The sequence below is a fragment of the Pseudomonas sp. R3-18-08 genome (assembly GCF_003852065.1).
In the GTDB taxonomy this organism is placed as follows: Bacteria; Pseudomonadota; Gammaproteobacteria; order Pseudomonadales; family Pseudomonadaceae; genus Aquipseudomonas.
Window position 1 is genome coordinate 242,437 of the sequence record NZ_CP027729.1, and the last position, 25,728, is coordinate 268,164.

At 54.4% G+C, this 25,728-nt stretch carries 19 protein-coding genes, 1 tRNA gene and 5 pseudogenes; 14 read left to right on the forward strand and 11 right to left on the reverse strand.

Annotated elements, in window-relative coordinates; genetic code table 11:
- Positions 1 to 98: 98 nt before the first annotated feature.
- Positions 99 to 269, reverse strand: a pseudogene (locus C4J92_RS27085) (ADP-ribosylglycohydrolase family protein); the annotation flags it as partial.
- Between C4J92_RS27085 and C4J92_RS00995 the strand changes: the two are divergent.
- From C4J92_RS00995 to C4J92_RS01015, 5 genes and pseudogenes are all read left to right on the forward strand, one after another.
- Positions 264 to 886 (forward strand): annotated as a pseudogene (locus tag C4J92_RS00995) (contractile injection system protein, VgrG/Pvc8 family); the annotation flags it as partial. The pseudogenes C4J92_RS27085 and C4J92_RS00995 sit on opposite strands and share 6 nt — an antisense overlap.
- A gap of 84 nt (positions 887 to 970) precedes the next feature.
- The gene (locus tag C4J92_RS01000; protein WP_124402671.1) at positions 971 to 1,564 is read left to right on the forward strand and encodes a DcrB-related protein; all 594 of its coding nucleotides are present in this window, start codon (positions 971 to 973) and stop codon (positions 1,562 to 1,564) included.
- Positions 1,561 to 2,820 carry a PAAR domain-containing protein gene (locus tag C4J92_RS01005; protein WP_124402672.1) on the forward strand — a complete coding sequence of 420 codons (1,260 nt, stop codon included), beginning with the start codon at positions 1,561 to 1,563 and terminating at the stop codon, positions 2,818 to 2,820. The genes C4J92_RS01000 and C4J92_RS01005 overlap by 4 nt, the downstream gene beginning before the upstream one ends.
- Complete coding sequence (locus C4J92_RS01010) at positions 2,820 to 3,173, forward strand: hypothetical protein (protein WP_124402673.1); 354 nt, start codon at positions 2,820 to 2,822, stop codon at positions 3,171 to 3,173. Before C4J92_RS01005 ends, C4J92_RS01010 begins: the two co-directional genes overlap by 1 nt.
- A gap of 121 nt (positions 3,174 to 3,294) precedes the next feature.
- Positions 3,295 to 5,640: pseudogene (locus C4J92_RS01015) on the forward strand (RHS repeat-associated core domain-containing protein); the annotation flags it as partial.
- Between the two features lie 212 nt (positions 5,641 to 5,852).
- Here C4J92_RS01015 and C4J92_RS01020 read toward each other — a convergent pair.
- Entirely contained in the window at positions 5,853 to 6,440 is a 588-nt protein-coding gene (locus C4J92_RS01020) for a hypothetical protein (RefSeq protein ID WP_124402674.1), read from the reverse strand.
- A 16-nt stretch (positions 6,441 to 6,456) separates the two neighbouring features.
- Positions 6,457 to 7,068 (reverse strand): hypothetical protein, encoded by a 612-nt coding sequence (locus tag C4J92_RS01025; RefSeq protein ID WP_124402675.1) that lies wholly within the window; start codon positions 7,066 to 7,068, stop codon positions 6,457 to 6,459.
- Between the two features lie 270 nt (positions 7,069 to 7,338).
- Here C4J92_RS01025 and C4J92_RS01030 point away from each other — a divergent pair, with 270 nt between their 5' ends.
- From C4J92_RS01030 to C4J92_RS01055, 6 genes are all read left to right on the forward strand, one after another.
- Complete coding sequence (locus tag C4J92_RS01030) at positions 7,339 to 8,019, forward strand: CsgG/HfaB family protein (protein ID WP_124360727.1); 681 nt, start codon at positions 7,339 to 7,341, stop codon at positions 8,017 to 8,019.
- A 29-nt stretch (positions 8,020 to 8,048) separates the two neighbouring features.
- On the forward strand, positions 8,049 to 8,411 hold the full coding sequence (locus tag C4J92_RS01035) for a DUF4810 domain-containing protein (RefSeq protein ID WP_124365366.1): 363 nt from the start codon (positions 8,049 to 8,051) through the stop codon (positions 8,409 to 8,411).
- Positions 8,408 to 9,058, forward strand: coding sequence for a DUF799 domain-containing protein (locus tag C4J92_RS01040; RefSeq protein WP_124365367.1), 651 nt, complete (start codon positions 8,408 to 8,410; stop codon positions 9,056 to 9,058). Before C4J92_RS01035 ends, C4J92_RS01040 begins: the two co-directional genes overlap by 4 nt.
- Before the next feature lie 208 nt (positions 9,059 to 9,266).
- A complete protein-coding gene (locus tag C4J92_RS01045) occupies positions 9,267 to 10,889 on the forward strand; it encodes a VWA domain-containing protein (RefSeq protein WP_124402676.1) in 1,623 nt (540 codons plus the stop codon).
- A 153-nt stretch (positions 10,890 to 11,042) separates the two neighbouring features.
- Positions 11,043 to 11,615, forward strand: a complete 573-nt coding sequence (locus C4J92_RS01050; protein WP_124402677.1) for an RNA polymerase sigma factor — start codon at positions 11,043 to 11,045, stop codon at positions 11,613 to 11,615.
- Positions 11,612 to 12,214 carry a hypothetical protein gene (locus tag C4J92_RS01055; protein ID WP_124402678.1) on the forward strand — a complete coding sequence of 201 codons (603 nt, stop codon included), beginning with the start codon at positions 11,612 to 11,614 and terminating at the stop codon, positions 12,212 to 12,214. Before C4J92_RS01050 ends, C4J92_RS01055 begins: the two co-directional genes overlap by 4 nt.
- Before the next feature lie 292 nt (positions 12,215 to 12,506).
- Here the strand turns inward: C4J92_RS01055 and C4J92_RS01060 are convergent, their stop codons facing one another.
- Both C4J92_RS01060 and C4J92_RS01065 read right to left on the reverse strand, forming a co-directional pair.
- Entirely contained in the window at positions 12,507 to 12,758 is a 252-nt protein-coding gene (locus tag C4J92_RS01060; RefSeq protein WP_124402679.1) for a hypothetical protein, read from the reverse strand.
- Positions 12,759 to 13,585: 827 nt separating this feature from the next.
- Entirely contained in the window at positions 13,586 to 14,488 is a 903-nt protein-coding gene (locus tag C4J92_RS01065; protein WP_038448429.1) for a hypothetical protein, read from the reverse strand.
- 354 nt (positions 14,489 to 14,842) lie between these two features.
- Here C4J92_RS01065 and C4J92_RS01070 point away from each other — a divergent pair, with 354 nt between their 5' ends.
- Both C4J92_RS01070 and C4J92_RS01075 read left to right on the forward strand, forming a co-directional pair.
- Positions 14,843 to 16,675, forward strand: coding sequence for an AAA family ATPase (locus tag C4J92_RS01070; RefSeq protein ID WP_124402680.1), 1,833 nt, complete (start codon positions 14,843 to 14,845; stop codon positions 16,673 to 16,675).
- Positions 16,676 to 17,054: 379 nt separating this feature from the next.
- On the forward strand, positions 17,055 to 17,981 hold the full coding sequence (locus tag C4J92_RS01075) for a reverse transcriptase family protein (protein ID WP_124402681.1): 927 nt from the start codon (positions 17,055 to 17,057) through the stop codon (positions 17,979 to 17,981).
- 1 nt (position 17,982) lies between these two features.
- Here the strand turns inward: C4J92_RS01075 and C4J92_RS01080 are convergent, their stop codons facing one another.
- From C4J92_RS01080 to C4J92_RS01105, 6 genes and pseudogenes are all read right to left on the reverse strand, one after another.
- On the reverse strand, positions 17,983 to 19,545 hold the full coding sequence (locus tag C4J92_RS01080; RefSeq protein ID WP_124402682.1) for a hypothetical protein: 1,563 nt from the start codon (positions 19,543 to 19,545) through the stop codon (positions 17,983 to 17,985).
- 113 nt (positions 19,546 to 19,658) lie between these two features.
- A complete protein-coding gene (locus tag C4J92_RS01085) occupies positions 19,659 to 20,360 on the reverse strand; it encodes a phospholipase D-like domain-containing protein (protein ID WP_038448431.1) in 702 nt (233 codons plus the stop codon).
- A gap of 445 nt (positions 20,361 to 20,805) precedes the next feature.
- Positions 20,806 to 21,015, reverse strand: a complete 210-nt coding sequence (locus C4J92_RS01090) for a hypothetical protein (protein WP_256657443.1) — start codon at positions 21,013 to 21,015, stop codon at positions 20,806 to 20,808.
- A 63-nt stretch (positions 21,016 to 21,078) separates the two neighbouring features.
- Positions 21,079 to 21,920 (reverse strand): annotated as a pseudogene (locus C4J92_RS01095) (chromosome segregation protein SMC).
- Between the two features lie 98 nt (positions 21,921 to 22,018).
- Positions 22,019 to 23,671, reverse strand: a pseudogene (locus C4J92_RS01100) (DUF927 domain-containing protein); the annotation flags it as partial.
- Between the two features lie 85 nt (positions 23,672 to 23,756).
- A tRNA-Arg gene (locus tag C4J92_RS01105) sits at positions 23,757 to 23,833 on the reverse strand.
- 371 nt (positions 23,834 to 24,204) lie between these two features.
- Here C4J92_RS01105 and gabD point away from each other — a divergent pair.
- On the forward strand, positions 24,205 to 25,647 hold the full coding sequence (gabD, locus tag C4J92_RS01110) for an NADP-dependent succinate-semialdehyde dehydrogenase (RefSeq protein WP_124402683.1): 1,443 nt from the start codon (positions 24,205 to 24,207) through the stop codon (positions 25,645 to 25,647).
- The last annotated feature ends 81 nt before the right edge of the window (positions 25,648 to 25,728 follow it).

A 25,728-nucleotide genomic window follows, 5' to 3' on the forward strand; every position in this document is an offset into this window, starting at 1 on the left:
GTAGTCAGAAGTTATTGATCTATTTAAATCCAGTTGAGTGCTCGGCGTCGTAATATCAGCAGGAACTATTGTTCAACTGTACGATGGTGGGTTGCCTGTCAGCGACGTCCATAAATAATGGAGTTCATTTCATCGTGAGGCGGCGCTCGTTCAAATAAATTTTGTGCCTTTTCCTGAATATGTACCGACCAAGCAACCTTGTGGACCCATTCTTCCGGCATACCCGACACCCCGTACAGCCTCCCGGAAAGCTGGCTGGTGGCGACGACTCCACTACGCTGGCGCCGTTACCCGAGCAACCACAAATACGCTTCCACACTGCGTCGGACACAGAGACGGCCGACTCCATTACCCTATGGAGCGGAAATCGCAAATTGCAATCGGGCAAAATTGCGGTCCAGACCTTCGATTACCGCCAGCCTACCAACCGTCTGCCGGTCGCCATGAAGAGTCTGAATAAGCAGGGCGATGTCGATGATTTTGAAATCTATGACTTCCCCGGCCAGTACACTCACGGTACTTACGACGAAGGCGAAGCTTTGGTTCGCCTGCGCGTCGAGGCACTGGAACTCAAGGGCAAAAGCTTCCAGGTCCTGAGCAACTGTCGGGCCATGAAACCTGGCTACACCTTCGAACTGCTGCAGCATTACGATCACGATCAAGGCTCGCCGGACGACCGTCAGTTTCTGCTGATGAGCGTCGAAAGTGAAGGCCGCACAATTACCTCAACGGGCATCAGGCGAGCTACTTCAATACCTTCTCCTGCGTGCGCAAAAAAATCGTTTTCCGCCCTCAACTGACCACACCGCGCCCGACTATTTCCGGGCCGCAAACGGCGATCATTGTCGGCCCGCCGGGAGAGGAAATCCTCACCGACGAACTGGGATCGCTATCTGGCGTCACCGTCGACATGACCGGCAGCACAAAAGTCAACCTTAACTAATCAGCCCGACGGACAAGGAGTTCCCGTATGCGCCGGAATATTTATGATCGCCTTTCTGAACGACGTCTCCGGGACCAAGAGCGCGAACGCGTTGAAAAGGAACTTGCCGATGCTGTGCCGCCCCCTCCTGAGCGTTTTCATACCAACGAATTGAGTTTCGTAAGAACGCCGAGCCTCAAAGACAAAACCTTTCATGTATTCACCCTGACAAACATCGGGCCAAGCCCGTTTTCACTGGTGGTGGGGCGTTCACAAGTTGAGGCGGGCGTTGATCTTGAAACCATGGCCCAACAATTACTGGGTGAGCTGAAAAAGTCCTTGTCGCATGTCGAGTGGATCGAGCCGGTCACACCCGCCGAGGTGGCAGGGGTAGAGGCGCGTCGCGTAGAGTTTCGCTGGCGGCAACAGGGTCAACCGGTTCATCAGCTGCAACTGATCTTCTTGCATCAAGATGAACATCAACAACCGTTGCTCATGCAGATCACCGGTACCAGTAACAACCCTAAAGGCATGACGTCCGAGGAGCGCCGGCAGTTTGATGCCTTGGTGCAGACGCTTGAATTGCGCTACCCGCCCGAAAGCGACAAGGAGGAGGACGTCGACGAGGTTGTACTTTCATGAGCCAGGCGGCGGCGCGCCTGGATGACCCGATTGAACACTCCAGCGCGCTAGGGGGCTTGCTGGCCGGTCTTGCCATCGGCGCCGGTGCGGTGTTGGTGGGGATTGCCATCGTCGGAACCGGCGGTCTCGGTGCCGTGGCATTGTGTGCGATGGTCGGAGCAGGGGCCGCTACCGGAGCAGGCATAGGCCAGTTGATCGGAAGCCTTTCATTTGCCTGCCACGATACCGGCCAGATCAAGACGGGCTCTGGAAATGTCTTTACCAATGGCAAACCGGCGGCCAGGGCCCATGTTGATACCGCGACGTGTGACCAGCATGGGTCTGCTCCGCAGATTCTGGCGCAGGGCAGTGACTCGGTTTACATCAACGGGCTGCCCGCTGCACGGGTAGGTGACAGAACAGTTTGTGACGCCAAGATCAGCGCCGGGTCCGGTAATGTATTTATCGGAGGAGGGACTGAGACAACAGACGCCATCAGTCCAGAAGTACCGGGGTGGTTGGAGCGGGCGGTATTGGTGGTGGGTTTGGGCAGTGCCTTTGTGTTGGCGAGTCCGGTCGTTGTCATTGCCGGATTGGTGGGTGGCATTGCAGGTGGACTTGGGGGTAATTGGGCGGGTGGCAAGCTGTTTGGTGAAGGCTCTGATGGGCAGAAATTGATGGCATTTGGCGGTGCGCTGCTGGGAGGCGGACTGGGTGCGAAGGGAGGTAAGTGGTTTGATGCGCGGTATGAGGTTAAGGTTCAGGGGCTTGGGTCGAATTTAGGAAATGTTAAAATTCAGCGCCGAGCCGTACCTACCGACGAAACGGTAAAGGTTCCTACTCACAAAGTTCCGTATTCTCCAGTAACCAAGACACAAAGGGCTGCTCTAAAGGCGAAGCTGGAAAACCGAACGCTATCAAAGGATGAGTATAAGCGTCTTGATTGGGATAGAAGATTTGCTAATAAACGAGCAAAAGGCGTTTCGAGGTTTTGGTCTGATGAACGTACCAAGCTCAAGCTGGGAGAATCTGGAACTCGGAAATGGTCCCCGGAACAAGAGGCAGATATTTTATCTGGTAAAACACCAAAATATAATGGTGAAGCTATTCAAGGTCATCATAAATATAATGCGTTGGATCATCCGCAACTTGCTAGCGATCCGAAAAATATCTATCCTGCTACTCGAACGGAGCACTTTGAGAGATGGCATGGGGGCAGTTGGAGAAATGACTCGTTTGGCGAGCCTGTTAATTTTAAATATCCGGAGGAATTCTAATGTCTGTTATAGCAATAGTTTTAGATTTTAACTCTGTAAGCGCTCAAACGGTTATGAAGTTGCACCGCGCGCTCGGGATCTCTATACAGTCTATAAAGGATGCTTGGGCTGCGGGACTACCTATTGTGGAAATAGAGATATTCGAGGGGGATTATCAAGCTAATGCTCAGGCGATACGTTCCGTTCTGAAGATAATAAAAGAGAATAGCCTGATGGCAAAGTTTTATGAGCTCCCTTATGGAGAGCAATATGAGCGTGGTTCAAGTGTTGGCACTTGGGAGATTGGCGCTGAGGTTGTAGCCAACATATTGAATACGGCAGACGAAGAAGTTGAACGTCAGCTTGATAGCTAATGATGTCATCAATGTTGGCGGCAGATACTGGCCTGTTCTTTAATAATTCATTTTTGAGAGTGATTGTGAGATAGCTGCAGCCACCTGTTTCCAGTAGGACCTGAAACTCCGCATCACTGGGGCCGTCAACGTGCTGGGCCGTGAGCTGGAAATTCACTACAACGAAGACCTACGCGTCATCGCCAGCCGCGACATCGGCGGTGAGCACTACGCCATCGACCTCGACGAAGCCGGCAATACCACCGGTATCACTTTGCCTGACGGGAATCGTCTGACGTTCAAGTACGACGATTTTTCTCGGCTGATCGAGGAAACCGACCCACTCGGACGCAAGATTAAATACAAGCACCACCTCAGCACCACGCTGGTCACCGAAACCACTTTTCCGGACGGCAGCGTGTGGACCGCGCGTTACGATGATAAAGGCAACCTGATCGCCGAAGTTGATGCCCTGGGTCACAAGACCGAATACCTCAACAGCGAGGATGGACTGCCGCACACCATTATCGATGCCACGTATAAGTCCAAATATTTGTGGTGGAACGGGTTGGCGCAGGTTGAGCGGTTTCAGGATTGTTCGGGCAAAGACACGTATTACCGCTATGACGAGCGGCAGCATTTGGTCGCGGTGACGGATGCGCTGAATCAGACGACAGCCCTTGAGCGCAAGCCTGACGGCGAAGTGCTGCGCATCGAGCATCCGGACGGCACCGCCGAATCCTTTACCTACAACGCGTTCGGGCAGGTGCTGACGCACACCGATGGCAAAGGCCAGACCACGCGTTTATTACGCACCGCACGCGGTTTACCGAGCAGCCGCCAGGACGCCAAAGGCCAACGCATTCGTTATGAATACGACAAAGCCATTCGCCTGACCGCCCTGGTCAACGAGAACAATGCCGCGTATCAGTTTGCCTACGACGCTTCGGATCGATTGATCGAAGAAAAACGCATCGACAACCTGACCCGCCGCTTCCGCTACAACCTCGGCGGGCATCTGACGCGTGTTGATGAAATTGGCTACGGCGACAGAGCTGAAAGGCCACAACGCCATACCGAATTTGAGCGTGACCCGATTGGACGGTTGCTGGCCAAGCTTAACGAGGACGCCCGTCAGGATTATGCCTACGACGAGGGTGATCGTTTGCTGTCCATCAATCGGTTACCGACCACCATTGGTAAAAAACTCGGCGTTTCTGAAGAAAAACTAGAATTCGCCTATGGCCTATTGGGCCGACTGATCCAAGAGGCTACGCCCCAAGGCGCGTTGGCCTACGAATACGATCCCCTGAGCAACCTCAACACGCTGACGCTTCCGACCGGCCAACACCTTAACCACTTGTATTACGGCAGTGGCCACCTGCACCAACTCAACCTCGACGGCCAGTTGATCAGCGACATGGAACGCGACGACCTGCACCGTGAGGTCTATCGCACCCAGGGCAAGCTCACCAGTTGCTTTGGCTATGACGCGATGGGACGCAAGGCTTGGCAGTTTGCTTCAACGCTGCCTGCTGAAAAACTCTCGCGCGTGCTGGGCAGCGAAACGCCACAACTGCTGGTGGAGCACGCGTACAACCCAATCCATCGCCGTTATCAATATGACCCAGCTGGCGAACTGATCCGCACGCTTGACAAATTGCGTGGCGAAATCAAATACGAATATGAAGCCAACGGTCAGTTGCACAGCCGCGACACCGGCAAGCTGGTCGACAGCGAAGAGTTCCGCTACGACGCCGCCGCCAACCGCCTGAACTTCAACACCAGCCAGTTTGACCACGTTAAAGACAACCGCATCAAGCAGTGGCGGGATCAGGAATATTCCTACGACGCGTGGGGCAACCTGATTGAAAAGCGGATAGGACTGACAACGTTACAAACTTTCACGTACGACTGCGAAAACCGCCTGGTCAAAGCCGAGACGCTGGTTAACAGCAAGCGCGAAAGTACCGGCAATTATCGCTATGACAGCCTCGGCCGACGGGTTGGCAAGACCTCCGAAATCAACGGCAAAACGGAGCAGAAAAACTTCCTCTGGCAAGGTTTGAGAATGCTGCGTGAGGAAAGCCCCGGCCAAAGCAGCCTGTACGTGTACGAACCCGGTAGCTATGCACCGTTGGCCCGCGTCGACCACCATGAAGGAGAAGAGCAAAAGCTTTACTACTTCCACACTGATCAGATCGGTACGCCGTTGGAAATGACGGACATCGATGGCGAAATCGTCTGGCAGGCAACGTACCGGGCGTGGGGTGAGGTTGAAACGCTGGCGGTGAGTGAGGTTGAGCAGAACCTGCGGTTTCAGGGTCAGTATTTCGATGATGAGACGGGGCTGCACTACAACACGTTTAGGTATTACGATCCGCAGGCTGGGCGGTTTATTACGCAGGATCCGATTGGGTTGGCGGGTGGGGTGAATCTTTATGCCTACGCTCCGAATACCAATGGGTGGATCGATCCACTCGGCTGGTGTGTCACTACAGTCACTACAAATGTTACGAGAGGGGCGGGACAACCTTTGCGAGCAACCGCCACTATCAGTGCAAAGGATTTAGGAACTGGGACCGCGACCAACAAGTCATCAAGATTTTGGGCGCAGCGGTGTGACAGTCAATGATGTATTGACTGTCACACCGCCATCGGGAGCAAGCCCCCTCCCACATTTGGATTTGTGTGAATCCGTTAGAACAACTTGCGCTGTACCGCCTCATCCAGCGTGCTGCGTGTCAACGCTTCTACCACGTCCAGGGTGTCTGCCTGGAACGGGATGCCCACGATCAGCACCAGGTGCATCCAGGTGCGTACCGACTCGCTCTTCTTGACCCGGCCCAATTCCTTGCCGTCTTTGTCCTTGAACACGGTTTCCAGGGTGAAGGTGTTCTTGGCCGTGGACGGGATGATGAAGAACGTCACGCCGGTGATGATCGCCGAGGCCATGCTGAACTGTTCGTTGTTGTACAGGGTGGCGTCAGCGTAGATGTCCGAGTCGACCTTGTCGGTGCTCACCCGTGCAAAGCGGTTGGACTGGCGGAACCCATCCGCCACGGCTTTTTCCCACAGGGCGGCGGGTGCGCCGGCAGCGGCGTTGGCGGGGCCGCCGTTGACCTGGTTCAGCCCGGTGGTGCGCACGTACGCCGTAGGTTTTTGTGCGGGCGCGTTGGCGGTGGGCGGCCAGGTCTGTACTGGTGGCAGTTCGTGTTGCGAGTAGGACACGCAGCCCGTCAGCAAGACGGCCGCGAGTACCAGGCTGTGCTTGATCAATCCTTTCATGTGGGGCTCCTTGAGTTTACGGTTTGGCCAGTTTGGCGGTGGCGGTGTCGAGCAGTTGCGCGACGAGTTCATTCAGTTGTTTGGCGCCCATGGTCGGGGCCCAGTATTCGCGACCGTACAGGCCCACGTTGCGCTCGAACTTGACCTCTTGTTTGCTGCTGGCCAGTTCCTTGCCGTCGCGGTCGACGATCACCAGGTCGCCGGCCAGATCGAACGTGTCGACGTAGATCGGGCCGTTGACCCAGATCCAGATCGTCAACGTCAGCAAAGCACCGGGCACGTAACCGGGGTGCACGCCGCGATGGCCCTTGAGCGACGTCATGTTGAACTTGAGCGAAACATCCTGCTCACCCAGGCGCACCGGGTACTCGGTAACCTGCTTGAAGTAACCGGCGGTGCGCACATACTGGATGAGCTGCAGCGTCAACGAACGGCTGATCGCGGTTTTGTTGGCGTCGTTGACGTCGGCGGCGTTCACCGTCACATCAGCGATTTGCGCGCTGCGCGGGCTGCTGACAGAAGCCGGGTGTAACGGGGCGCCGATGGGGCCGGTGACGGTGTAGGACACACAGCCGGTCATCGACAGTGCGGCAACGAGGGCCGCTGCCCGCAAGAGGATTTTCAACACGCAATATCCCTATTAATGAATGAACCAGGTCAGGGTCTCGGCACGTCGGCTCAGAACTTTAGGCCGATCCGGTTTCCTTCCCTCAGCAGCCCCATTCATCACTTAACCCTGCGTTTATTCAAAACACCTTGAGAACCGCTCTCAACCCCGTAAAATGCCGCAGCCGTTGCGGCACGACAGGTTCAGGGATGAATACAGACGCACGTGTTTCCCTCCCCGAAAGTGGCCGCAGCCCTGCGCTCTGCCGATTTCTCACTTTAGGAGCAACACGTGAAGACACTGTCCAAAATCCTGCTGTCGGGCCTCACCGCCGTGGCGCTGTTGACCGTGGCCGGTTGCGCCACCGAGAGCAACCGCGCAATGCCGGTGGAGCAAGTCGCCAGCGCCAGCGTGGCCTATTCCGGCGTGCGTGTACCGATTGCCGTGGGCAAGTTCGACAACCGCTCCAGCTACATGCGCGGTATCTTTTCCGACGGCGTCGACCGCCTCGGCGGCCAGGCCAAGACCATCCTCATCACCCACTTGCAGCAGACCAACCGCTTCAGCGTGCTGGACCGCGACAACATGGGCGAAATCTCCCAGGAAGCCAAAATCAAAGGCACCGTGCAGAAGCTCAAGGGCGCTGATTACGTGGTGACTGGCGATGTGACCGAGTTCGGCCGCAAGGAAACCGGCGACCGCCAGCTGTTCGGCATCCTCGGCCGTGGCAAGACCCAAGTGGCCTACGCCAAAGTCGCGTTGAATATCGTCAACATCAACACCTCCGAAGTGGTGTATTCCACCCAGGGCGCCGGTGAGTACGCGCTCTCCAACCGTGAAGTGATCGGCTTCGGCGGCACCGCCAGCTACGACTCCACCCTCAATGGCAAGGTGCTTGACCTGGCCATGCGCGAAGCGATCAACCGCCTGGTGGACGGCATCAACGCCGGCGCCTGGAACCCACGTAACTGATCAGCAACACCTCAAGGAGCAGTACACGGATGAGCAAGGCAGTGAAGTTGGCGCTGACGCTGGCAGCAATCGCGACGGTAACCGGGTGCCAGACGGCGCCCCAGCCCCTGTATCAATGGGAAAGCTACCAGCCGCAGGTTTACGAATACTTCAAGGGTGAGCCCAAGGAAGCGCAGGTCGAGGCACTGGAGCGCGACCTGCAAAAGATCAACGCCACCGGCCGCAAGGCGCCGCCGGGCTACCACGCGCATTTGGGCATGCTGTACATGAACATGGGCAAGGACGACCAGATGGTGCAGGAGTTTCGTACCGAGAAGGCGCTGTTCCCTGAGTCCGCCGCCTACATGGACTTTCTGCTGAAAAACGCCAAGACCGGAGTCGCCACTAAATGAGCCTGTTAAAACTCACCGGCGCCCTGCTGGCCCTGGCCTTGCTCGGCGGTTGCGCGGCGCCCAAGACGTTTGATTACTCAGCCTACAAACAGGCGCGGCCCAAGTCGATCCTGGTACTGCCGCCGATCAACGAGTCACCGGAAGTGCAGGCGTCCTACAGCCTGGTGTCGCAAGTCACCTACCCGTTGGCCGAAGCCGGCTACTACGTGCTGCCGATCGCCCTGGTGGACGAAACCTTCCGCCAGAATGGCCTGACCACCGCCAACGATATCCAGGCCGTACTGCCGGCCAAGCTGCATGACATCTTTGGTGCAGACGCCGCGCTGTACATCACCGTCAGCGAGTACGGCACCAAGTACATGCTGATCTCCAGCGACACCTCCGTGACCGCCTCCGCCAAACTGGTGGACCTGCGCACCGGCACCACCCTGTGGACCGGCACGGCGCGTGCGTCGAGCGAGGAGGGCAACAACAACAGCGGTGGCCTGGTGGGTATGTTGATTACAGCGGCGGTCAAGCAAGTGATCAACAGCTCCACCGACGCGGCGCACCCGATTGCGGGTATCACCAGCGCACGGTTGCTGTCGGCCGGGCAGCGCACCGGCATCCTCTATGGCCCGCGCAACCCCAAATACGGCACGGACTGATAGGCTCTGCAGATCAAAATGTGGGAGGGGGCTTGCCCCCGATAGCTTAGTGTCAGCCACTGCATCTGGTGGCTGACCCACCGCCATCGGGAGCAAGCCCCCTCCCACACTGATTTCTGCTGTTGTCAAAATTGCACGCGTTAACCCGAACCCCATATTCCTCGCGTCTGACCTTGTGAACGGACTATTCACTCACGAGGTTCAGCCCATGTCCCGCCCTCTGCTCTTCCTGCGTCCTGCTGCCCAAGGCTTTACCCTTACCCTGCTGGTGGCGCTGGCCGGTTGCGGGCTGTCGTCCTCGCCTGACCTGGCGAAACCGGCTGAGCCCGCCGCCGAGCTTCAGCGTGCGCCGGCCCAGGGCGCATTGGTCAAGCGCATGGCCATGCCTGCACCGATGCAAATGCGCGAGACCGCGACCATGGACTACCGCAGCGAACCCCGCGAGCAATACGCCAACCTGCCCGACAACCCGGTGCATCGCGTCGCCGAAACCCCCGTCTCCACTTTCAGCGTGGATGTCGACACCGGTAGCTACGCCAACGTCAGACGCTTCCTCAACCAAGGCAGCCTGCCGCCCGAAGGCGCGGTGCGACTGGAGGAAATGGTCAATTACTTCCCCTATGACTATGCGTTGCCTACCGATGGCTCACCCTTTGGCGTTACGACCGAAGTCGCCGCCACGCCGTGGAACCCACGGACTAAACTGCTGCGCATCGGCATCAAAGCGTCCGACCGCGCCGTGGCGGACCTGCCGCCGGCCAACCTGGTGTTTCTGGTGGATGTGTCCGGCTCCATGGACCGTCGCGAAGGTTTGCCGTTAGTGAAAAGCACGCTGAAATTGCTGGTGGATCAATTGCGTGATCAGGACCGCGTGTCGCTGGTGGTCTATGCCGGTGAGTCCCGCGTGGTGCTCAAGCCGACTTCCGGGCGTGACAAAACCAAAATCCGCAACGCCATCGACCAACTCACTGCCGGTGGATCCACCGCTGGCGCGTCCGGTATCGAACTGGCCTACCAGCTGGCCCGCGAAGGCTTTGTCGACAAGGGCATCAACCGCATCCTGCTGGCCACCGACGGTGACTTCAACGTGGGCATCAGCGACTTCGACAGCCTCAAGCAAATGGCCGTCGACCAGCGCAAAAGCGGCGTTTCGCTGACCACCCTCGGCTTCGGAGTGGGCAACTACAACGAACGCCTGATGGAGCAACTGGCCGATGCCGGTGACGGCAACTACGCCTACATCGACAACCTGCGCGAAGCCCGCAAAGTGCTGGTGGACCAACTCAGCTCGACGCTGGCGGTGGTGGCGCGGGACGTAAAATTGCAGGTGGAATTCAACCCGGCACACGTCAGCGAGTACCGCCTGCTCGGCTATGAAAACCGCGCCTTGAAGCGTGAGGATTTTAATAACGACAAGGTCGATGCCGGCGAAATCGGCGCAGGGCACACGCTGACCGCGCTGTACGAAATCGTACCCAAGGGCGAGAAGGGCTGGCTGGAACCGTTGCGCTATGCCAGAGCGCCTGCGGCTGAAAACACCTCGGTCGAACTGGCGACGGTGCGCGTACGCTACAAACCTGCGGCGGGCGGTGATAGCCAATTGATCGAACGGGCCGTCGATAAAATATCAGCCAGGCCCAGCGACGACCTGCGCTTCAGCGCCGCCGTAGCCGCGTTCGCCCAACAGCTCAAGGGCGATGGCCGCTACACTGGCAACATGAGTTTGCAGGACACCGCCAACCTGGCCCGCACTGCACGCGGCGACGACCCGTTCGGCCTGCGCAACGAGTTCGTCCAGCTAGTCGAACTGGCCCAAAGCCTAAAACACTGATCCCGACCACAACAAAGATCAAATGTGGGAGGGGGCTTGCCCCCGATAGCGGTACATCAGCACCAAATGTGCTATCTGACCCACCGCATCGGGAGCAACCCCCTCCCACAGTTAACCCTGCTTCGGCTGACAAAAAGGAGTTCACCCCACCAAATGGCCGTCCCAGACGATCCACCCAGCGACGAATCGCTGCTGGCCCGCTACCGCACCGGCGACGCCGCTGCTTTCGAAGCCTTGTACGCCCGGCACCGCCAAGGCCTGTACCGCTTCCTCGTTTCCCTGTGCAACAAACCCGAACTGGCTGAGGAAATCTACCAGGACACCTGGCTCAGCCTGATCCGCAGCACCACCCAGCCACAGGGTCGGGCGAGTTTTCGTACGTGGCTGTTCCAGATCGCGCGCAACCGCCTGATCGACCACTGGCGCAAGCACGGCATCCACAACCCGTTGCACGACAGCTACGACGAGCAACTGCACGCCCAGGCCGACCACAGCGCCGGCCCCGAGCAACACCTGAGCCTGAGCCGCGACCAGGCGCGCCTCGACGCCGCCGTGCAAGACCTGCCCGAAGACCAGCGCGAAGTCTTCCTGCTGCGCCTGCACGGCGAACTTGAAGTCCCCCAAATCGCCGCCCTCACCGGCGCCCCGCTGGAAACCGTAAAAAGCCGCCTGCGCTACGCCCTGCAGAAACTGCGGCGCTTGCTGGCCGACGAGGTAACCGTATGACTGACACTCGACCCACCCCAGACGACGAACTGCTCCAGCACTACCGTCAACACAGCACCGGCGAACCCCCCGCGTCCCTCGACGCCTTCATCCTCAACACCGCCCGCCGCGAAGTCCCGGCGCCACAACCGAACCTGTGGCAACGCTGGCTGCACGCCTGCCAACGCCCACGCTGGCAAATGGCATTCGCCACCGTCGCAGGTTTAGCGCTGATGATCGGCGTGCTCACACGCTCCCCCGTGCCGCAGCCCGAAATCTCCACCGCGACATTCTCCGCCCTGCGCCACGAAGAAGCCGCCCAGCCAACGCCGCAAGCCTTCTCCGCCCCCGCGCCAATGGCCCGCATGGCTGCGGCACCCAGGCTTGAACGTGCACCTGCCCAGGCTGAAACCGCAGATGCATTGGCGGCTCCGCCAGCGGCAAAGCTCAGCAAGGCCACGCCGGTTGCATTGCCATCTTTGGAGCAGGAGTTGCAGGCCATCGTGAAGTTGCGTGAGGCGGGAGAGAGCAAGGCGGCTGATGAGAAGCTGCTGGCACTGCATAAACGCTTTCCGGAGGAGGATTTGCCGGGGAGGTTGGAGGCGTTGCGGAAGCGCTGAATTGGCATATACGGAAAAGCCCCGGGTCTTTCGACCTGGGGCTTTTTAATTCATATCTGGTGCCCCGGCGTCGTTTGAACTGGGCGGTAAGATGCCCGTATTTATTGGGCTTCTTTGGTGGTGCGTCGGTTAGGCATACACGTGGGCATACAGGGCGCAGTGTGCTGACGCCTTTAACGCTCTTTCTGGAGGTTCCATCGAAGCTCCTCGTGACCTAGATCCCGATGGGTGACTCGCTTTCTTCAATGGCCTCTCCACGTTGAACCCTGTGGTCCTTTCGCCACCAGCACAACTACCGTGCTTTCGCTGCCTTCAGTAATTGGGTGAAGCTGTAAATTGCGAGGTGTATGTCATCCTGGGTATCTCCGTCCCACTCCTCAACCGTTTCTAACTCGGCTCGTAAGCTGACGATACGCTGTTCGATTTCTTCGATCTCAGCGGCACCGCATTGCTTAGCAATTGCCTGCCAACTGTCATCAGAGATTTTTTCGTCGAGAGCTAAGCCGGATCGGGCATTTACGATTAGGTTCTGGAGGTTACTCATCTGAGATCTCGGGTGGGTTGCAGAAAAAGGTGCTGGGGACCCCTGACGATATCCTGAGTATACGGGGCATGAAATCCGCGGGACTGAGTTAGTGGGAGGTGCTGAAAGTTACTGAAATTTCAATTGTTGAAATTGAAAGGATCTTGAAGAAAAAAGGGGATCCTTACCGGAACGGTAACGGTCCTCGGTTTTGTTCAGGATTGTGAACGGATGGCTCGGTCAACTCAGTCAACTAACTTTGGAGCCCAGCCACTAACGAGATCCGGCGGGTTCTTTGCCCCGTGTCTATCCGAAATGCCCAGGGTCCCCAGTGGCTTTGCGATTCATAGGGCAAATGCACTGGTGAACAACAGTTCACCCGGTTCACCTGTTCACTAAGCTGGGCACCTTTTCGCTAACACGATCACGCGGGTTTCCTACCCCGTACCAAACCAAAATTCGTAGGGGCCCCCACTATCTAGCTAGAATCAAGAGCATGTCGATCTCCCTTCGCTGGAGGGGCAATAGTAATGGGGTTCGGGGATGCGCTAATAAACCGTGTTAGGGCTGTTACGCGCGTTACATTGAGATTTAAGTGCTTGATTTTAAATGATTTAATCGAGGTTACAAAGCTTTGCTTCGTTTGCCGATAGACGTGTTACATAGCAAGTTGGTGTTACATCAATAACTGCTCTGCGAGGAGCAGGTTATGATTACTGAGGTGGCTGCCATCGGACGAGTGCCCTCTGATAAGAAAGGCCGCTACCGTACTAAAGCTGCAGCCCCTCAATGACAGGTAAGGTTCTTTTAAAGTGTCCGCTACTGAGAGCGGAAGGGCATTTATGCCGTCACTTTCTCTTACGGTCCCCCCAACTGCGTTTTTTAGCTACCCCGCTAAAATCCTCTTCCCACCCTCTCATCCATCCTTCATAGGCACTATCGGGAGGGATCAGAGCTGCGTTTTCTCCAATTGAGTCTACCCGCCGAATCAACCGCTTTTCCCCAGATAACTCCTCATACCGGTCACGGGCTTGAATCCCACGTGATGTCAGGCAATCGGAGAGCTTACATGCGAAGAAGATAATATCGTCGGTGTAGGTTGCTATTCCCTGCACAGCCGAGCCGTATTCATTATTTACAACGCCTCCAACGGGTAGCGCAAGATAGTAGTGCTCGGGCGCGAAACCTGCTGGTAAGCTTCGGTTTCTAAACATCTCCAGCAGTGCGTTATATGTGTCAATCATGCCGTTGAGATTTCCGACGGCGTCCGATAGCGCAATTATTGATTTCACCCCATTGGGCGACATGCTCATGTTCTTAAGAATTAGGCTTTGTAACTCAACAGTCGGCGGCGCTATGGTTTGAAACTTAAAATGGTTGATACTCAGTGGGAATGGATCTTCACGTCTCTCAGCTGCCTTATAATCAGCGAACCTTGCCAAGTCCGATTCGTACTTGCTCAAAAGTCCTAACACGTGCTGCTTTTTGAGAGATCCGGCCATATCTATTACCGATATGCATAGCGTTATCGCGACGTCGATACTGCGGAGCTCAGCCAATAGCTCGTCTCTCAGCTTCGCGCTCCTAGCAATGCGGCCGGCCATCCATGCACCAATACCAGCACCGAACCCTGCGCTGATCAGCGCGCTTCCCCATTGAACAGCGTCAATGTTGGGCAGACTAGCAGCCCAGGGGAAAAGCGGTACCGTAGCTGTATAAATGCCGTTAATCGGCTCCCACAAATCCGTCATTACGTACCCTCAAACTCGACGCCTCGACCATTTAAGGCATACGAGTCGGCATATTAAGCGATTCGCTACAGCAAGAGTGGTCCGTTCATTAGGCGCTGGCTTGCAGCCAAAAGGAATAAATACTCTTCAACTTCACAGCTCTGCCTTTGAGACTGAATCTCAGGGTTACCCTACGACTGTGATTGTCCCGGAAAAGATCTTTTATTAACGGTGGGTTACGACCCATACCTGAGACTCGGAGCGGACAGCTCCGGTCAGAAACGTCTGCCTGAGGCATTTCGCCATTACACGTCTACAATTGGCTGATTCACTGACCATAAAATGTTGAAGTTAACGCTAGATAAGGGGATCAAGATGCGCCTCAAGACCGTCAAGCTCACTCACTTCCGTGGTTATCGCAGCACCACCATCATTCCAATCGATTTAGCGATGACCGGCATCGTGGGCCGAAACGACTATGGGAAGTCCACCGTCCTTGAGGCTCTGGCCATCTTCTTCGATAGCGCCGATATCAAGCCTGATAAGAGCGATATGAACTGTTTTAGCCTGATGGAGGGGCATGACAAATTCGAGATTACCTGCGAGTTCGACGACCTTCCCGAAACCCTGGTGCTTGATGAGAATGTTCAGACTTCATTGTCGCAGGAGTTCCTGCTAAACGTGGAAGGCGGCTTTGAAGTTGTCAAAACCTTCAAGGCTAGCACCGGCAAACATGACGGTACGGCCATTCGCTGTCAGCACCCCGCAGACAAAGCACTCGCAAGCCTATTGAGCCTGAAAATGGCGGATCTGAAAAAGCTTGGCGAACAATTTGGAGTTACTGATCAAGTGGCTGATCAGCGGGTTGCTTCACAGTGGCGGCAAGCCATTCGCAGTGCCGCAGGAGATGTTTCTTGTCAGGAGACGCTGCTCGATGTAGGCAAAGGTCTATCGACAGAAGCCAAATCTATTTGGGAGAAGATTGAGATGCTGTTGCCGACCTTCGCTCTTTTTAAAGCTGACCGAGAGAGCAGTGACGGTGACGCCGAGGCCAAGAATCCCCTGCAACTAGCGGTCAAAGAAGCCCAGGCTGCGCTACAAGCCCAGATCAGTGAGTTGGAGCGGCAAATAGAAAGCAGCGTGCTAGACGTAGCCAAACGCACCCTCGACAAGCTTCGCGAAATGGCTCCTGAGCTGGCAAACGAGCTGACCCCGCGCTTTAAAGATAAGCCCAAGTGGACCTTCAACTTCACTTTGGAAGGAGAGAACGGCATCCCCATTAATAAACGCGGCAGCGGCGTACGCCGCCTCATTTTGCTCAACTTCTTCCGGGCCGAGGCAGAAAAAAATGCAGTAGTTGGAAGCCCGCGCAATGTGATATATGCCATTGAAGAGCCGGAGACCTCACAGCACCCCAACTACCAGATGATGCTGATGAAGGCGCTGCTGGAGCTATCCAGCCAGACGAATCGGCAGATCATCGTTACTACCCACGTCCCTGCACTAGCGGGTTTGATCCCCATTGAAGGTATCCGTTATGTCACTAGGGACGAGAACGGCATACCCATCGTCAAGATGCCCAGCCCACAAGTACTTAAGGAGGCTGCCGAGAGCCTAGGCGTACTACCGGAGACAGGGATGGAGCGGGCAAAAGGCGTAGTGCTGGTGGAGGGCAAGTCAGATGTCCTCTTCCTCCGCCATGCTTCGAATATCCTAAAGGCGGGTGGCCATCTTCAAGCCAGTCTTGAGGATGCTGGTATTGTCCCTATCCTTATTGGTGGGTGTGGCAGTGTGAAGCACTGGGTCACCCTCAACCTCGCCGATGATCTCGGGCTACCTTGGTGCGTTTTTCTGGACTCTGACCTAGGTGGGAGCCCGGAGCAGGTCGCCGCGATTTTAAAGCGTAAACAAGAAGTCGAGGGACAGGGCCGGGCTTTCTACTCGACACGTAAACGGGAAATCGAAAACTATCTTTGTCCCGACATGATCAACATGCAAACGGGGATACAGGTGGCTTTCACTGACACCTGCGATGCCAAAAAAATCATTGGCAAAGCAGTGGGCATCAAGGCGGACGATGTGATCGATAAACTCTGGCCTTTGATGACGGCCGAGCAGATCCTCAACAGGTCTACGTACCGAGAAAATAATATAGATCGCGCTGAGCTTAAAGAACTGTTGGGTAATCTGCTGAAACTTGTCGCGTGAATTCCTCGACAGCGCTAGCGCGCGGCAGAGATCTGTTGCCGATGAGAAGACGCTTCGTGCTACTGGCCGCATTAGGTCAATTGCTGCGAGGACGGCCGGCGGCTCCGGCCATAAGCGGATGGTTTCGGCTTACCCTCACATAAGCAAATAGGGAGGTGTGCTGTTGACAGGAAAAGCTTACGCCGTACTACTTAAGGATTACTCGCTGAAAAAGCTTTGAGAAAAAAACAACTATCACATTGCATTTCTATATGGTAATTTCAAAGAAGTGGCTGGATGACTGACTGCGGTTATGTCCGTGGGTACGAGTTCGTACTCGACAATTTGAGGTCTTACAAATTCCATCCAGCCACCCCATTTTTCCTATCAGTACAACACAATGACAACTACTAGAATTGAAGATGTTCATGATCTGGCCGAATTGTCTTTCGCAGTAGGGGTGAAGGCTGAGCTGATAGAGTCGTATTTAAACGCACCCTGGCAGGCACACCACTATCAAATTATAAAAATAGCTAAGCGGGGACGAAATCGTCAAGGAGAATACCGGCAGGTATACAAGGCGAAAAATAAGTGGCTTGCACAACTCCACCGATCTATTGCGATGATTATTTCAAATAGTGTCGAATTCGGTGAGCATGTACAAGGGTTTTTAGCTGGTCGATCAACAGTGTCTAATGCTAAATTGCATATGAAAAAAGACGTTATTGTTCATGCTGATATCAAAGATTTTTTTAATGCGATAACTGAAGTCCAAGTCTGTCAGTCGATATTGGCGCTTGGTGGCAATCTCCTCATCGCTCAAATTTTGGCGAGAGCATGCACTATTGATGGTTATTTATTACAGGGTACAAGATGCAGTCCTGTACTCTCAAACATAGTATGCAGAAGACTCGATTCAGATATGTTGGAGTTGGCGCGCACCACTAAATCGACATTTAGCCGATATGCAGATAACATAACTTTTTCTGGTATAACACCTCCAGCGCCGGAAAATATTGAAGCTGTTATCAATGGAAACGGTTTTCAATTACAGGCAAAAGGTTGTTATGTACAATATCGTGGTGCTCGTCAATTTGTAACAGGCCTTTCAGTAGTCGATCATGAAAGGCCAAGACTTCCAAAAAAAATGAAGAAGAAGCTGAGGTTGATTGCTTACTATATAAAAAAGCACGGAGATGGGCACTTCGAGTTCCCTTCAAGAAGTCATTCAATAGCACCGACGAGAGCTCAATTTGAAGGTTTTATCGCTTACGCTCATTCAGTTGAGCCACAGTTTGCAAAAAAGCTATGGTCGATGCTAAATTAGTTCAGGCAATAGGGTTTTTATCTCTTTTATGCTTCTCGCCAGTTGCAATATTTTCTCCATAGCGAATTCTGGTTTTTATATATGCTATATATTCTTTTGGATAGATTGATCCAGTCGATAGGTAATTGGCAGAAATATCAGCAACTAAATCTGAAAGCTCTAGTATTTCCTTTCTATTTCTAGCGTAGGAGCTTGATACTATAGAGTTAATTGAGCGATGGTATCTATTTTCAACTTCAGTTACGGCAGATGTAAATATAAAGTCAATGTTTTTAATTTTTGAATATACCATCTCGGTGAGTTCATTTTTATTGCTTAATCTATGGAGAAGAGGTATCACCATTAGCTCTCTCTCAACTTTCTCAGGAGGCCAATCACTTATCTCATTCCCTCTGGCATAATAGATATAAGCAGAAAAATCAGCAGTGACAAGATCTTGCATTAAGATACTTGCAAAATGAACATTTTTAATTAGTTCGTTCAGGTCGCTGTTTTCTATTAGAGCTTTATCATTTCTGGTCAGCAGTGAGCTGCGTTTTAACCGTTCCTTCCAAGTCCTCACCTCTTTTGCTAGTTTATTTAGATCATCAGTCACAACTATTGCGGTAAGGGCTAGATCTTCGTTTTTTGCGACTACATTGGCTATGGCAACACTACAGATTGAAGGGATGGCGCTGTCAAAAATCGGTTGATCAAAATGATTTGTAGTCACCGCAGAATCAATTTGGCTATTTTTGTCTTTAAATTTAAAAAGAGGGTACAGTAGTCGTTTGAGGGAATCCTGGCTATAAGTTGCGGAAACGCCAGCTCCTTCTCTAGATATGTTTTTCAAGTACTCCCAAAGATCATGTGCTCGACTAGGGGTTGTCAGGATTTGACTTAATCTATTAATTGTCTCTGAATTAGAAAGTGACTCATGTGTCATGACGTCAAAATTAAATATGACGAAGTTTTTAAGAAAGTTATGTAGTTCGAAGTCACTAAAATTAAATTGTGCAACACTTAAAATTTTCCGGATGTCGTCAATGAAGCTTTCAAACTCGACACTTGAAGTTCCAGATTCATTTTTTCGTGAAAAAAATACTGCTTCACTATGACTATGTCTCGCAGCCTGACAAACAGTTTTAACATTTCTTAAGCTAGCGCTGGAAATGGTATCTGTTGCTGCTCCATAGTAATCATATCCGAGATGGTTTTTTGGATTTTTGTAAGTTAGCCAGGAGCCCTTTACAACTTCACGGAAGTCTTTGTTGCTTTCGGCTGCGGATATTCTCAATGAGCGCTTAACTTGTATGTGTAGTTTCGTTTCGTGAGCATCATCAAAGGTGACAATTACGTCATCAAGCGGATCACCGAAGGCTGACTGCTGTAATGCGACAGTTCTGATGCTGGAGTTAAGTGGAGGTCGTATTTCTCCTGTTAGTAGTGCTGCTAAAAAATATGCAGCCACGTGTCCCTCATAAACGAATCCAGTCCCGCCAGCCAACTCAGAGGATTGTGCCATTTTTTTTCCTATTTTTGAGGACGCTTGTTGGTTAGTGACTAGGGATTTTTTGAGCTTCAAGGCAGGATTGCCTAGACCAATACCGGCCCCACTTATCAGCCCTACTTAAATAAATGAATTATGAATCGAACATACCATTTCGAGGAGCGATTTTAGACACTCGTGATGATTACTCATGTTCCGATCCGCCATTCTGGGGCTGCCCAATCAGATGTCCAATCAAGTTCCTCAGACATCGCCGCAATTTGACCATACTCTTCAAAATATGCGTTGACGATTTTCGCGTCGGTTATAAAAAGCGCGTTCTCGAGAGATAAGGTAGCGCTTTTTGTTAAATTAAATGAGCCTGTCCAGACTGCATAAGGCGTAATTGTTTCAACGCTGTCCGGTCCACTTTCTTCAATCTTCGCAAACACTAAAAATTTGTTATGCATACGCGGGAATGCAGGGTTTTTCTCGGAGTTATGATTGCCCACACATCTGATGGGATCAATAGAAGGGTCGCTTGCAACTGATATAGAGCTCAAAATATTACTAAACGAATACCTTGTTAAATTACATCTCAGTGCTTTGTACTTCTTACGCAATGCCTTTTCAAAGCCATATTTAGCGCCTACGTCAGGGCGAAGAAAGTCCTCTTTTTGTACAATAATAGAGACGTTTCTCAACCTAGCCAGTGCATCTAGTATAGGAAAATTTGTTAGCCAGGCAACGGCACCAAAAACAGCATCAGATTCTTTAATGTGCTGCAGCAATTTTTTATCTAAATTTCTAAAGTATACGGTTAAGCCGGAGTCCGAAACTACGCTGTTATCATTGAAAGCTTTATCATAGTTTCCATCATTTTCCAGTTGATATAGGTTCAGGTTGTCCATGTATTAAGCTTTCTCCATAATTCAACTGTCAATTGGTTTTTTTGATTCTAGCTCAATTCAATAAGTATTTCATTTTTTTATTGCTGGCTTGAGATTGCTGATTATGTTTTTGTTGTTGGTCTTAACAGTATCGGTGGTAGCAGATGCTGTATCAATATCTGCACTTAGACTAGAGTGTATAAAAGCGCTGTATCAAAACTCAAGTGCACGTGTCTATTTTGCATATGGAATTGATCAGCACGTTAGTAGATGTGGATTTTGCGCAGGTGTGCAAGTTTCAGTCCCGGTTTGAGTATTTGTTGCGCTCAAAAGCGCTGTTACACAGCCTCGGATGAATCGGTCATAAGACTAGGTCCGCCGTAGACCAGAAATCGAAAAGATCTGAACCTTTTTTGTAGTAGCACGATCTAGCACGGCGGAAACTGATTAAGCTTCCGCTTCTTCATCACCCGCTCTTTCTTTTGAGCTGACGGTCAATGAAATCGAGCTCTGCCTTGATTGCATCAAGCGTGAGCGTCTCAACTTTAGTGACAGTGTTTGCTCTTGCGTTGAGCTTTTTGGTGTCAGCCATGCCGATAATTGTCCCGTTCAAATGCAGCTTTCGGGCCTTTAGGTAATCAGGCATCTGAGCACTGTTCTGTGGTGGTTTATTCATGGTTAGACCGATGGTTGGCCCGAAGCAGCCGACCCTCGCCGGTTGCTTCGGGGAAGGTTCAGGTTAGGCCGCCAGCAGGTCAAGCAGGCTGTGTTGGCGCGAGCGATCTGCGAGTTCGTGCCAGGTCCAGCTTCCAAAGCGCTCGCCCTGTTCAGGGATATCCAGCTTCATCAATGCAACCGGGTCTCGATTGATCAAGTCGCGTGCGGCCCACAACTTACCGCCTGTTTCCAGCAGCGCTTTCGCGGCCTCATTCCACTTTTCTTCTAATACCGTGTTTGCCAGATGTGCTGCTTCTTTTTCAATCTTGGCATGTTCTTTTTGTGCCTCCGTAATGTGCTGATCAATCGTCACGAGTTCCTGCTCCAGGGCGGTGATGAGCAGTTGTTGACGGCGGTGATGCTCAGCCGCAGCCGTGAGGTTTTTTGCTGCCTTTTGAGCTTCTGCGTTAGCCGCTTTCTCGCCCTCTACATCGCCCCAGGCGACAGCCTGTGCATAAGCGGTGGCCGCGTCCGTTTCAGCTTGTCGAGCTTTGCCATGTCTTCCTGATCGCTCTGGCGGACCTGCTGTAACCTGGTCTCGATGCTGCTGCGCTTTTCGTTGAGTTCCATATCGTCGGCTTTCCAGTTCGCCATATCGCTGAGATAGCCCGCAGCCAAGCTCTCACGGTTTGCCAATGTCTCAAGGCGATGAATCTTTTGATTCAGGTTGCTGATCTCCAGATTTCGCGAGTCGATGCGTCTTTCGTGATCGTTGATTTCATCCTGCACGGCTCGTTGACGGCCCTGCTGGATGACCTCTGGGCTTTCCAGCGCCTCTTCGAAGGGCGCCAGGTCACGCTGAATGCTCTCCATTTCGAGGGTTAGTTTGTCGCGGCGGTCTTTCAGTTCTTGGATAGTGTTCATCTGTATTGTCTCTGGGTACTGCGGTTGATAGGGATGGTTGTCGAACGGCTGGCGAGGCCGGGAATGAGCCGGCGCTACCTCGATCAGCAGGCATGCCGTCAGGCGGCCTTGGCCTCGCTTTCATCCGTTCCTGGAACGGTCTTCACCACGTAGCAGCGTTGAGGTCCTAACCCGGGCAGACGGATCAAGCTGTAGGCCTTGCCGTCACTACCCGGCTCAAGCACGCAGCGTTGCAGCAACTCCTTGTTCACCGCACTGATGTTCATGCCTTTGAAGATCTGGGCCCTCCAGGCTTCAGGCAGTACGTAATAGGTGTTGGTGGTGTGCAGGGCGTCGCCCATGCCGTGTTCCAGCGTCTTGCGAAAGCCCAACCGATCAATCGTGCGTGGGCCGTGCTCGTCGATCTTGGCGGCGGCAGATTCCCAGCGGGTGAAGCGGCTTTCTCCAAAGCGCTCGATGACCTGGCGCAGCCGCGCCAAGATCGCATCACCCTCAAAGTTACCGGCGCCGCCACGTTCGGCCAGCCACGCATGCAGACACACCCGAGCGGCGGTCGTGGCTGTGCCATCCGGCCAGCCGGTAACACCAAAGGCGGTAGCCAACTCTCCGGCGGCGGCGAGGCCGAAGCGAAGAGCGGCACGCTGCGCCTGACCACTGGCCGAGGCTGGTAGGTTTTGGGTGATGAACTGTTCCACCGTGCGGCGCACGATCACTGTCCACCTGAGCATTTCCCCAGGCGCACACAGTGCGTGCAGGAAAGCGGTGAGGGGCGTGCCGTAATATTTGGCTACTCGGGCCTTGAGCGCATCGGAGAGGGCGGCAGCGTCCTCAAAACCATCCAGCACATCGAACATGCCGAGGCCTTTGCTGGCATCCGCTGGCACGGCGAGCATGCGCACCTCCATACCGGCTTTCAGCTCCTTGTTTGCATCCGCCATGTGCTGCGCCAACGTCTTCTCGCCGGTCGAGAGAAACAGCAAGCGCCACTCCTGCACCTGTCGGCCCGCTTGTCCTCGATCATTCGCCCGGGCCTTGCCGGTGCCGTTGCCGAGCATGTACACCGTCTCGCCAATAATGCGCGGGTCGCACATGCCGATTTCATCCAGTACCAGACGACCGTCTGAATGTGCAGCGGCGATGGATTCCAGAGCGTTATCTGTCGAGCGCCATGAACGCACCAGACGCGGCCCGCCATAGACCGAGGCGGCGACCCGCAAGTGGGTGGTCTTGCCCCCCGGAACTGTCGCCGTACAGGTGGAAGCCGCCTGATTCATGCCCGAGCAGGTTCAGCAGAGGCCCCGCAAAGGCCACAGAGACGACAAACGCCAAGCGGTGATTACCAACGCACAGCGCGCCGATTTGCTGCTGCCATTGCTCCAGAGAGCCCGCCTCGCTGATCGGCGGCAACTGCGCACCAGCCTCGTAAAAATGCAGGTGTTCTGCGTGCGAGCCGATCTGTTGTTCGGGCAATAGGAACGCGTTGTTGTGCCAGCCCAAGCGAGTCACCAAACGTGCTCGCTGGGCGCTATCGAAGCCGCCGAGATAACTCTGCAGATCATTGCGGGCATTGCGCCCTGATCGGGTTCCCGCGAGGCGCAGGCCCATGTCGACCGGTGGACCGAGTATGTCCTTTCCAAAGTCGCAGCCATGGTTCGGGCCGGAATGTTCCAGCGCTTTTTGGCGCCGTCCGGGTAATCGAATTCGACCAACACGCCCCAGTTGTGGACCTTGTCGTCGCGATTACAGGCGACGGATAGCCAGAAACAAGAAAGCCCGCACGGGGCGGGCTTCTTGGGGTGTTTCGTAGACTGTCTGAGACAGCCCGAGACTGCTATATGGTGCACCCGGCGGGATTCGAACCCACGACCCCTGCCTTCGGAGGGCAGTACTCTATCCAGCTGAGCTACGGATGCTTGTGCGGGCGACATCATACCCATGTCGACCTTGGGCGTCCATGCTGGTCTTTGGGCGTTTATGCGTAGGAATCCGCCGCGTGCAGGCTCTGGGCCGGGGGCCATCGATCAGTGCGGTGAAACCAAGTGCAACTACGCTGATCAGAAAGGTCTGACGGATATGCCGTTTTTGTTCTTTTTTTCGAACATCCTATTGCCCTGTACCCCCATTGCTCCTAGGATTCGTTTGAGATTTCAAACGCTCTGCCTCTCGTGCACTATCTATTCACTGTGGCGCGTTGAGGCCGATTTCCCTGACGGCAGCCCACCAGGCGCCTTTCAACAACTCTAATTCGCTCCGCGTGCGCGCGGTGCTGTTAAGGAAAGCCGACATGCAGCTTAAAGACACCCAGTTGTTCCGCCAGCAAGCCTTTATCGATGGCGCTTGGGTCGATGCGGACAATGGTCAAACCATCAAGGTCAACAACCCGGCCACGGGCGAAATTCTTGGCACTGTGCCGAAGATGGGCGCCGCCGAAACCCGCCGCGCCATCGAAGCCGCCGACAAGGCCCTGCCGGCCTGGCGTGCACTCACCGCCAAGGAGCGCGCCAATAAGCTGCGCCGCTGGTTCGAACTGTTGATCGAGAACCAGGACGACCTTGGCCGCCTGATGACCCTTGAACAAGGCAAGCCGCTGGCCGAAGCCAAGGGCGAAATCGTCTACGCCGCTTCCTTTATCGAGTGGTTCGCCGAAGAAGCCAAGCGCATCTACGGTGACGTGATTCCCGGCCACCAGCCCGACAAGCGCCTGATCGTGATCAAGCAGCCGATCGGCGTGACCGCTGCCATCACCCCGTGGAACTTCCCTGCGGCGATGATCACCCGCAAAGCCGGTCCGGCCCTGGCCGCCGGTTGCACCATGGTGATCAAGCCTGCGTCGCAAACCCCGTTCTCGGCCCTGGCCCTGGTTGAGCTGGCGCACCGTGCCGGCATCCCGAAAGGCGTGCTGAGCGTGGTCACCGGCAGCGCCGGCGACATTGGCGGCGAGCTGACCAGCAACCCGATCGTGCGTAAATTGTCCTTCACCGGCTCCACCGAAATCGGTCGCCAGCTGATGGCCGAATGCGCCAAGGACATCAAGAAAGTCTCCCTGGAGTTGGGCGGCAACGCGCCGTTCATCGTGTTCGACGACGCCGACCTGGATAAGGCCGTCGAAGGCGCGATCATCTCCAAGTACCGCAACAACGGCCAGACGTGCGTCTGCGCCAACCGCCTGTATATCCAGGATTCGGTGTACGACGCGTTTGCCGAAAAACTCAAAGTGGCCGTGGCCAAGCTCAAGATCGGCAACGGTCTGGAAGAGGGCACCACCACCGGCCCGCTGATTGACGAAAAGGCCGTGGCCAAGGTCCAGGAACATATCGCCGACGCCCTGAGCAAAGGCGCCAAACTGTTGGCCGGCGGCAAGGTGATGGAAGGCAATTTCTTCGAGCCGACTATTCTGACCGACGTGCCGAAAAACGCCGCCGTGGCCAAGGAAGAAACCTTCGGCCCACTGGCGCCGCTGTTCCGCTTCAAAGATGAAGCCGAAGTGATCGCGATGGCCAACGACACCGAGTTCGGCCTGGCGTCCTACTTCTATGCGCGTGACCTGGGCCGTGTGTTCCGTGTGGCTGAAGCCCTGGAATACGGCATGGTCGGCGTCAACACCGGGTTGATCTCCAACGAAGTGGCGCCGTTCGGCGGCATCAAGGCTTCGGGCCTGGGCCGTGAAGGTTCCAAGTACGGGATCGAGGATTACCTGGAAATCAAATACCTCTGCCTGGGCATCTGACCGGTAAGGGATTGCAGTAAACGCAGAGGGCACGAGAGCGCTGTCCCTTTGCGTGTTTTACGCCGTTATTCGCAGTGGCCG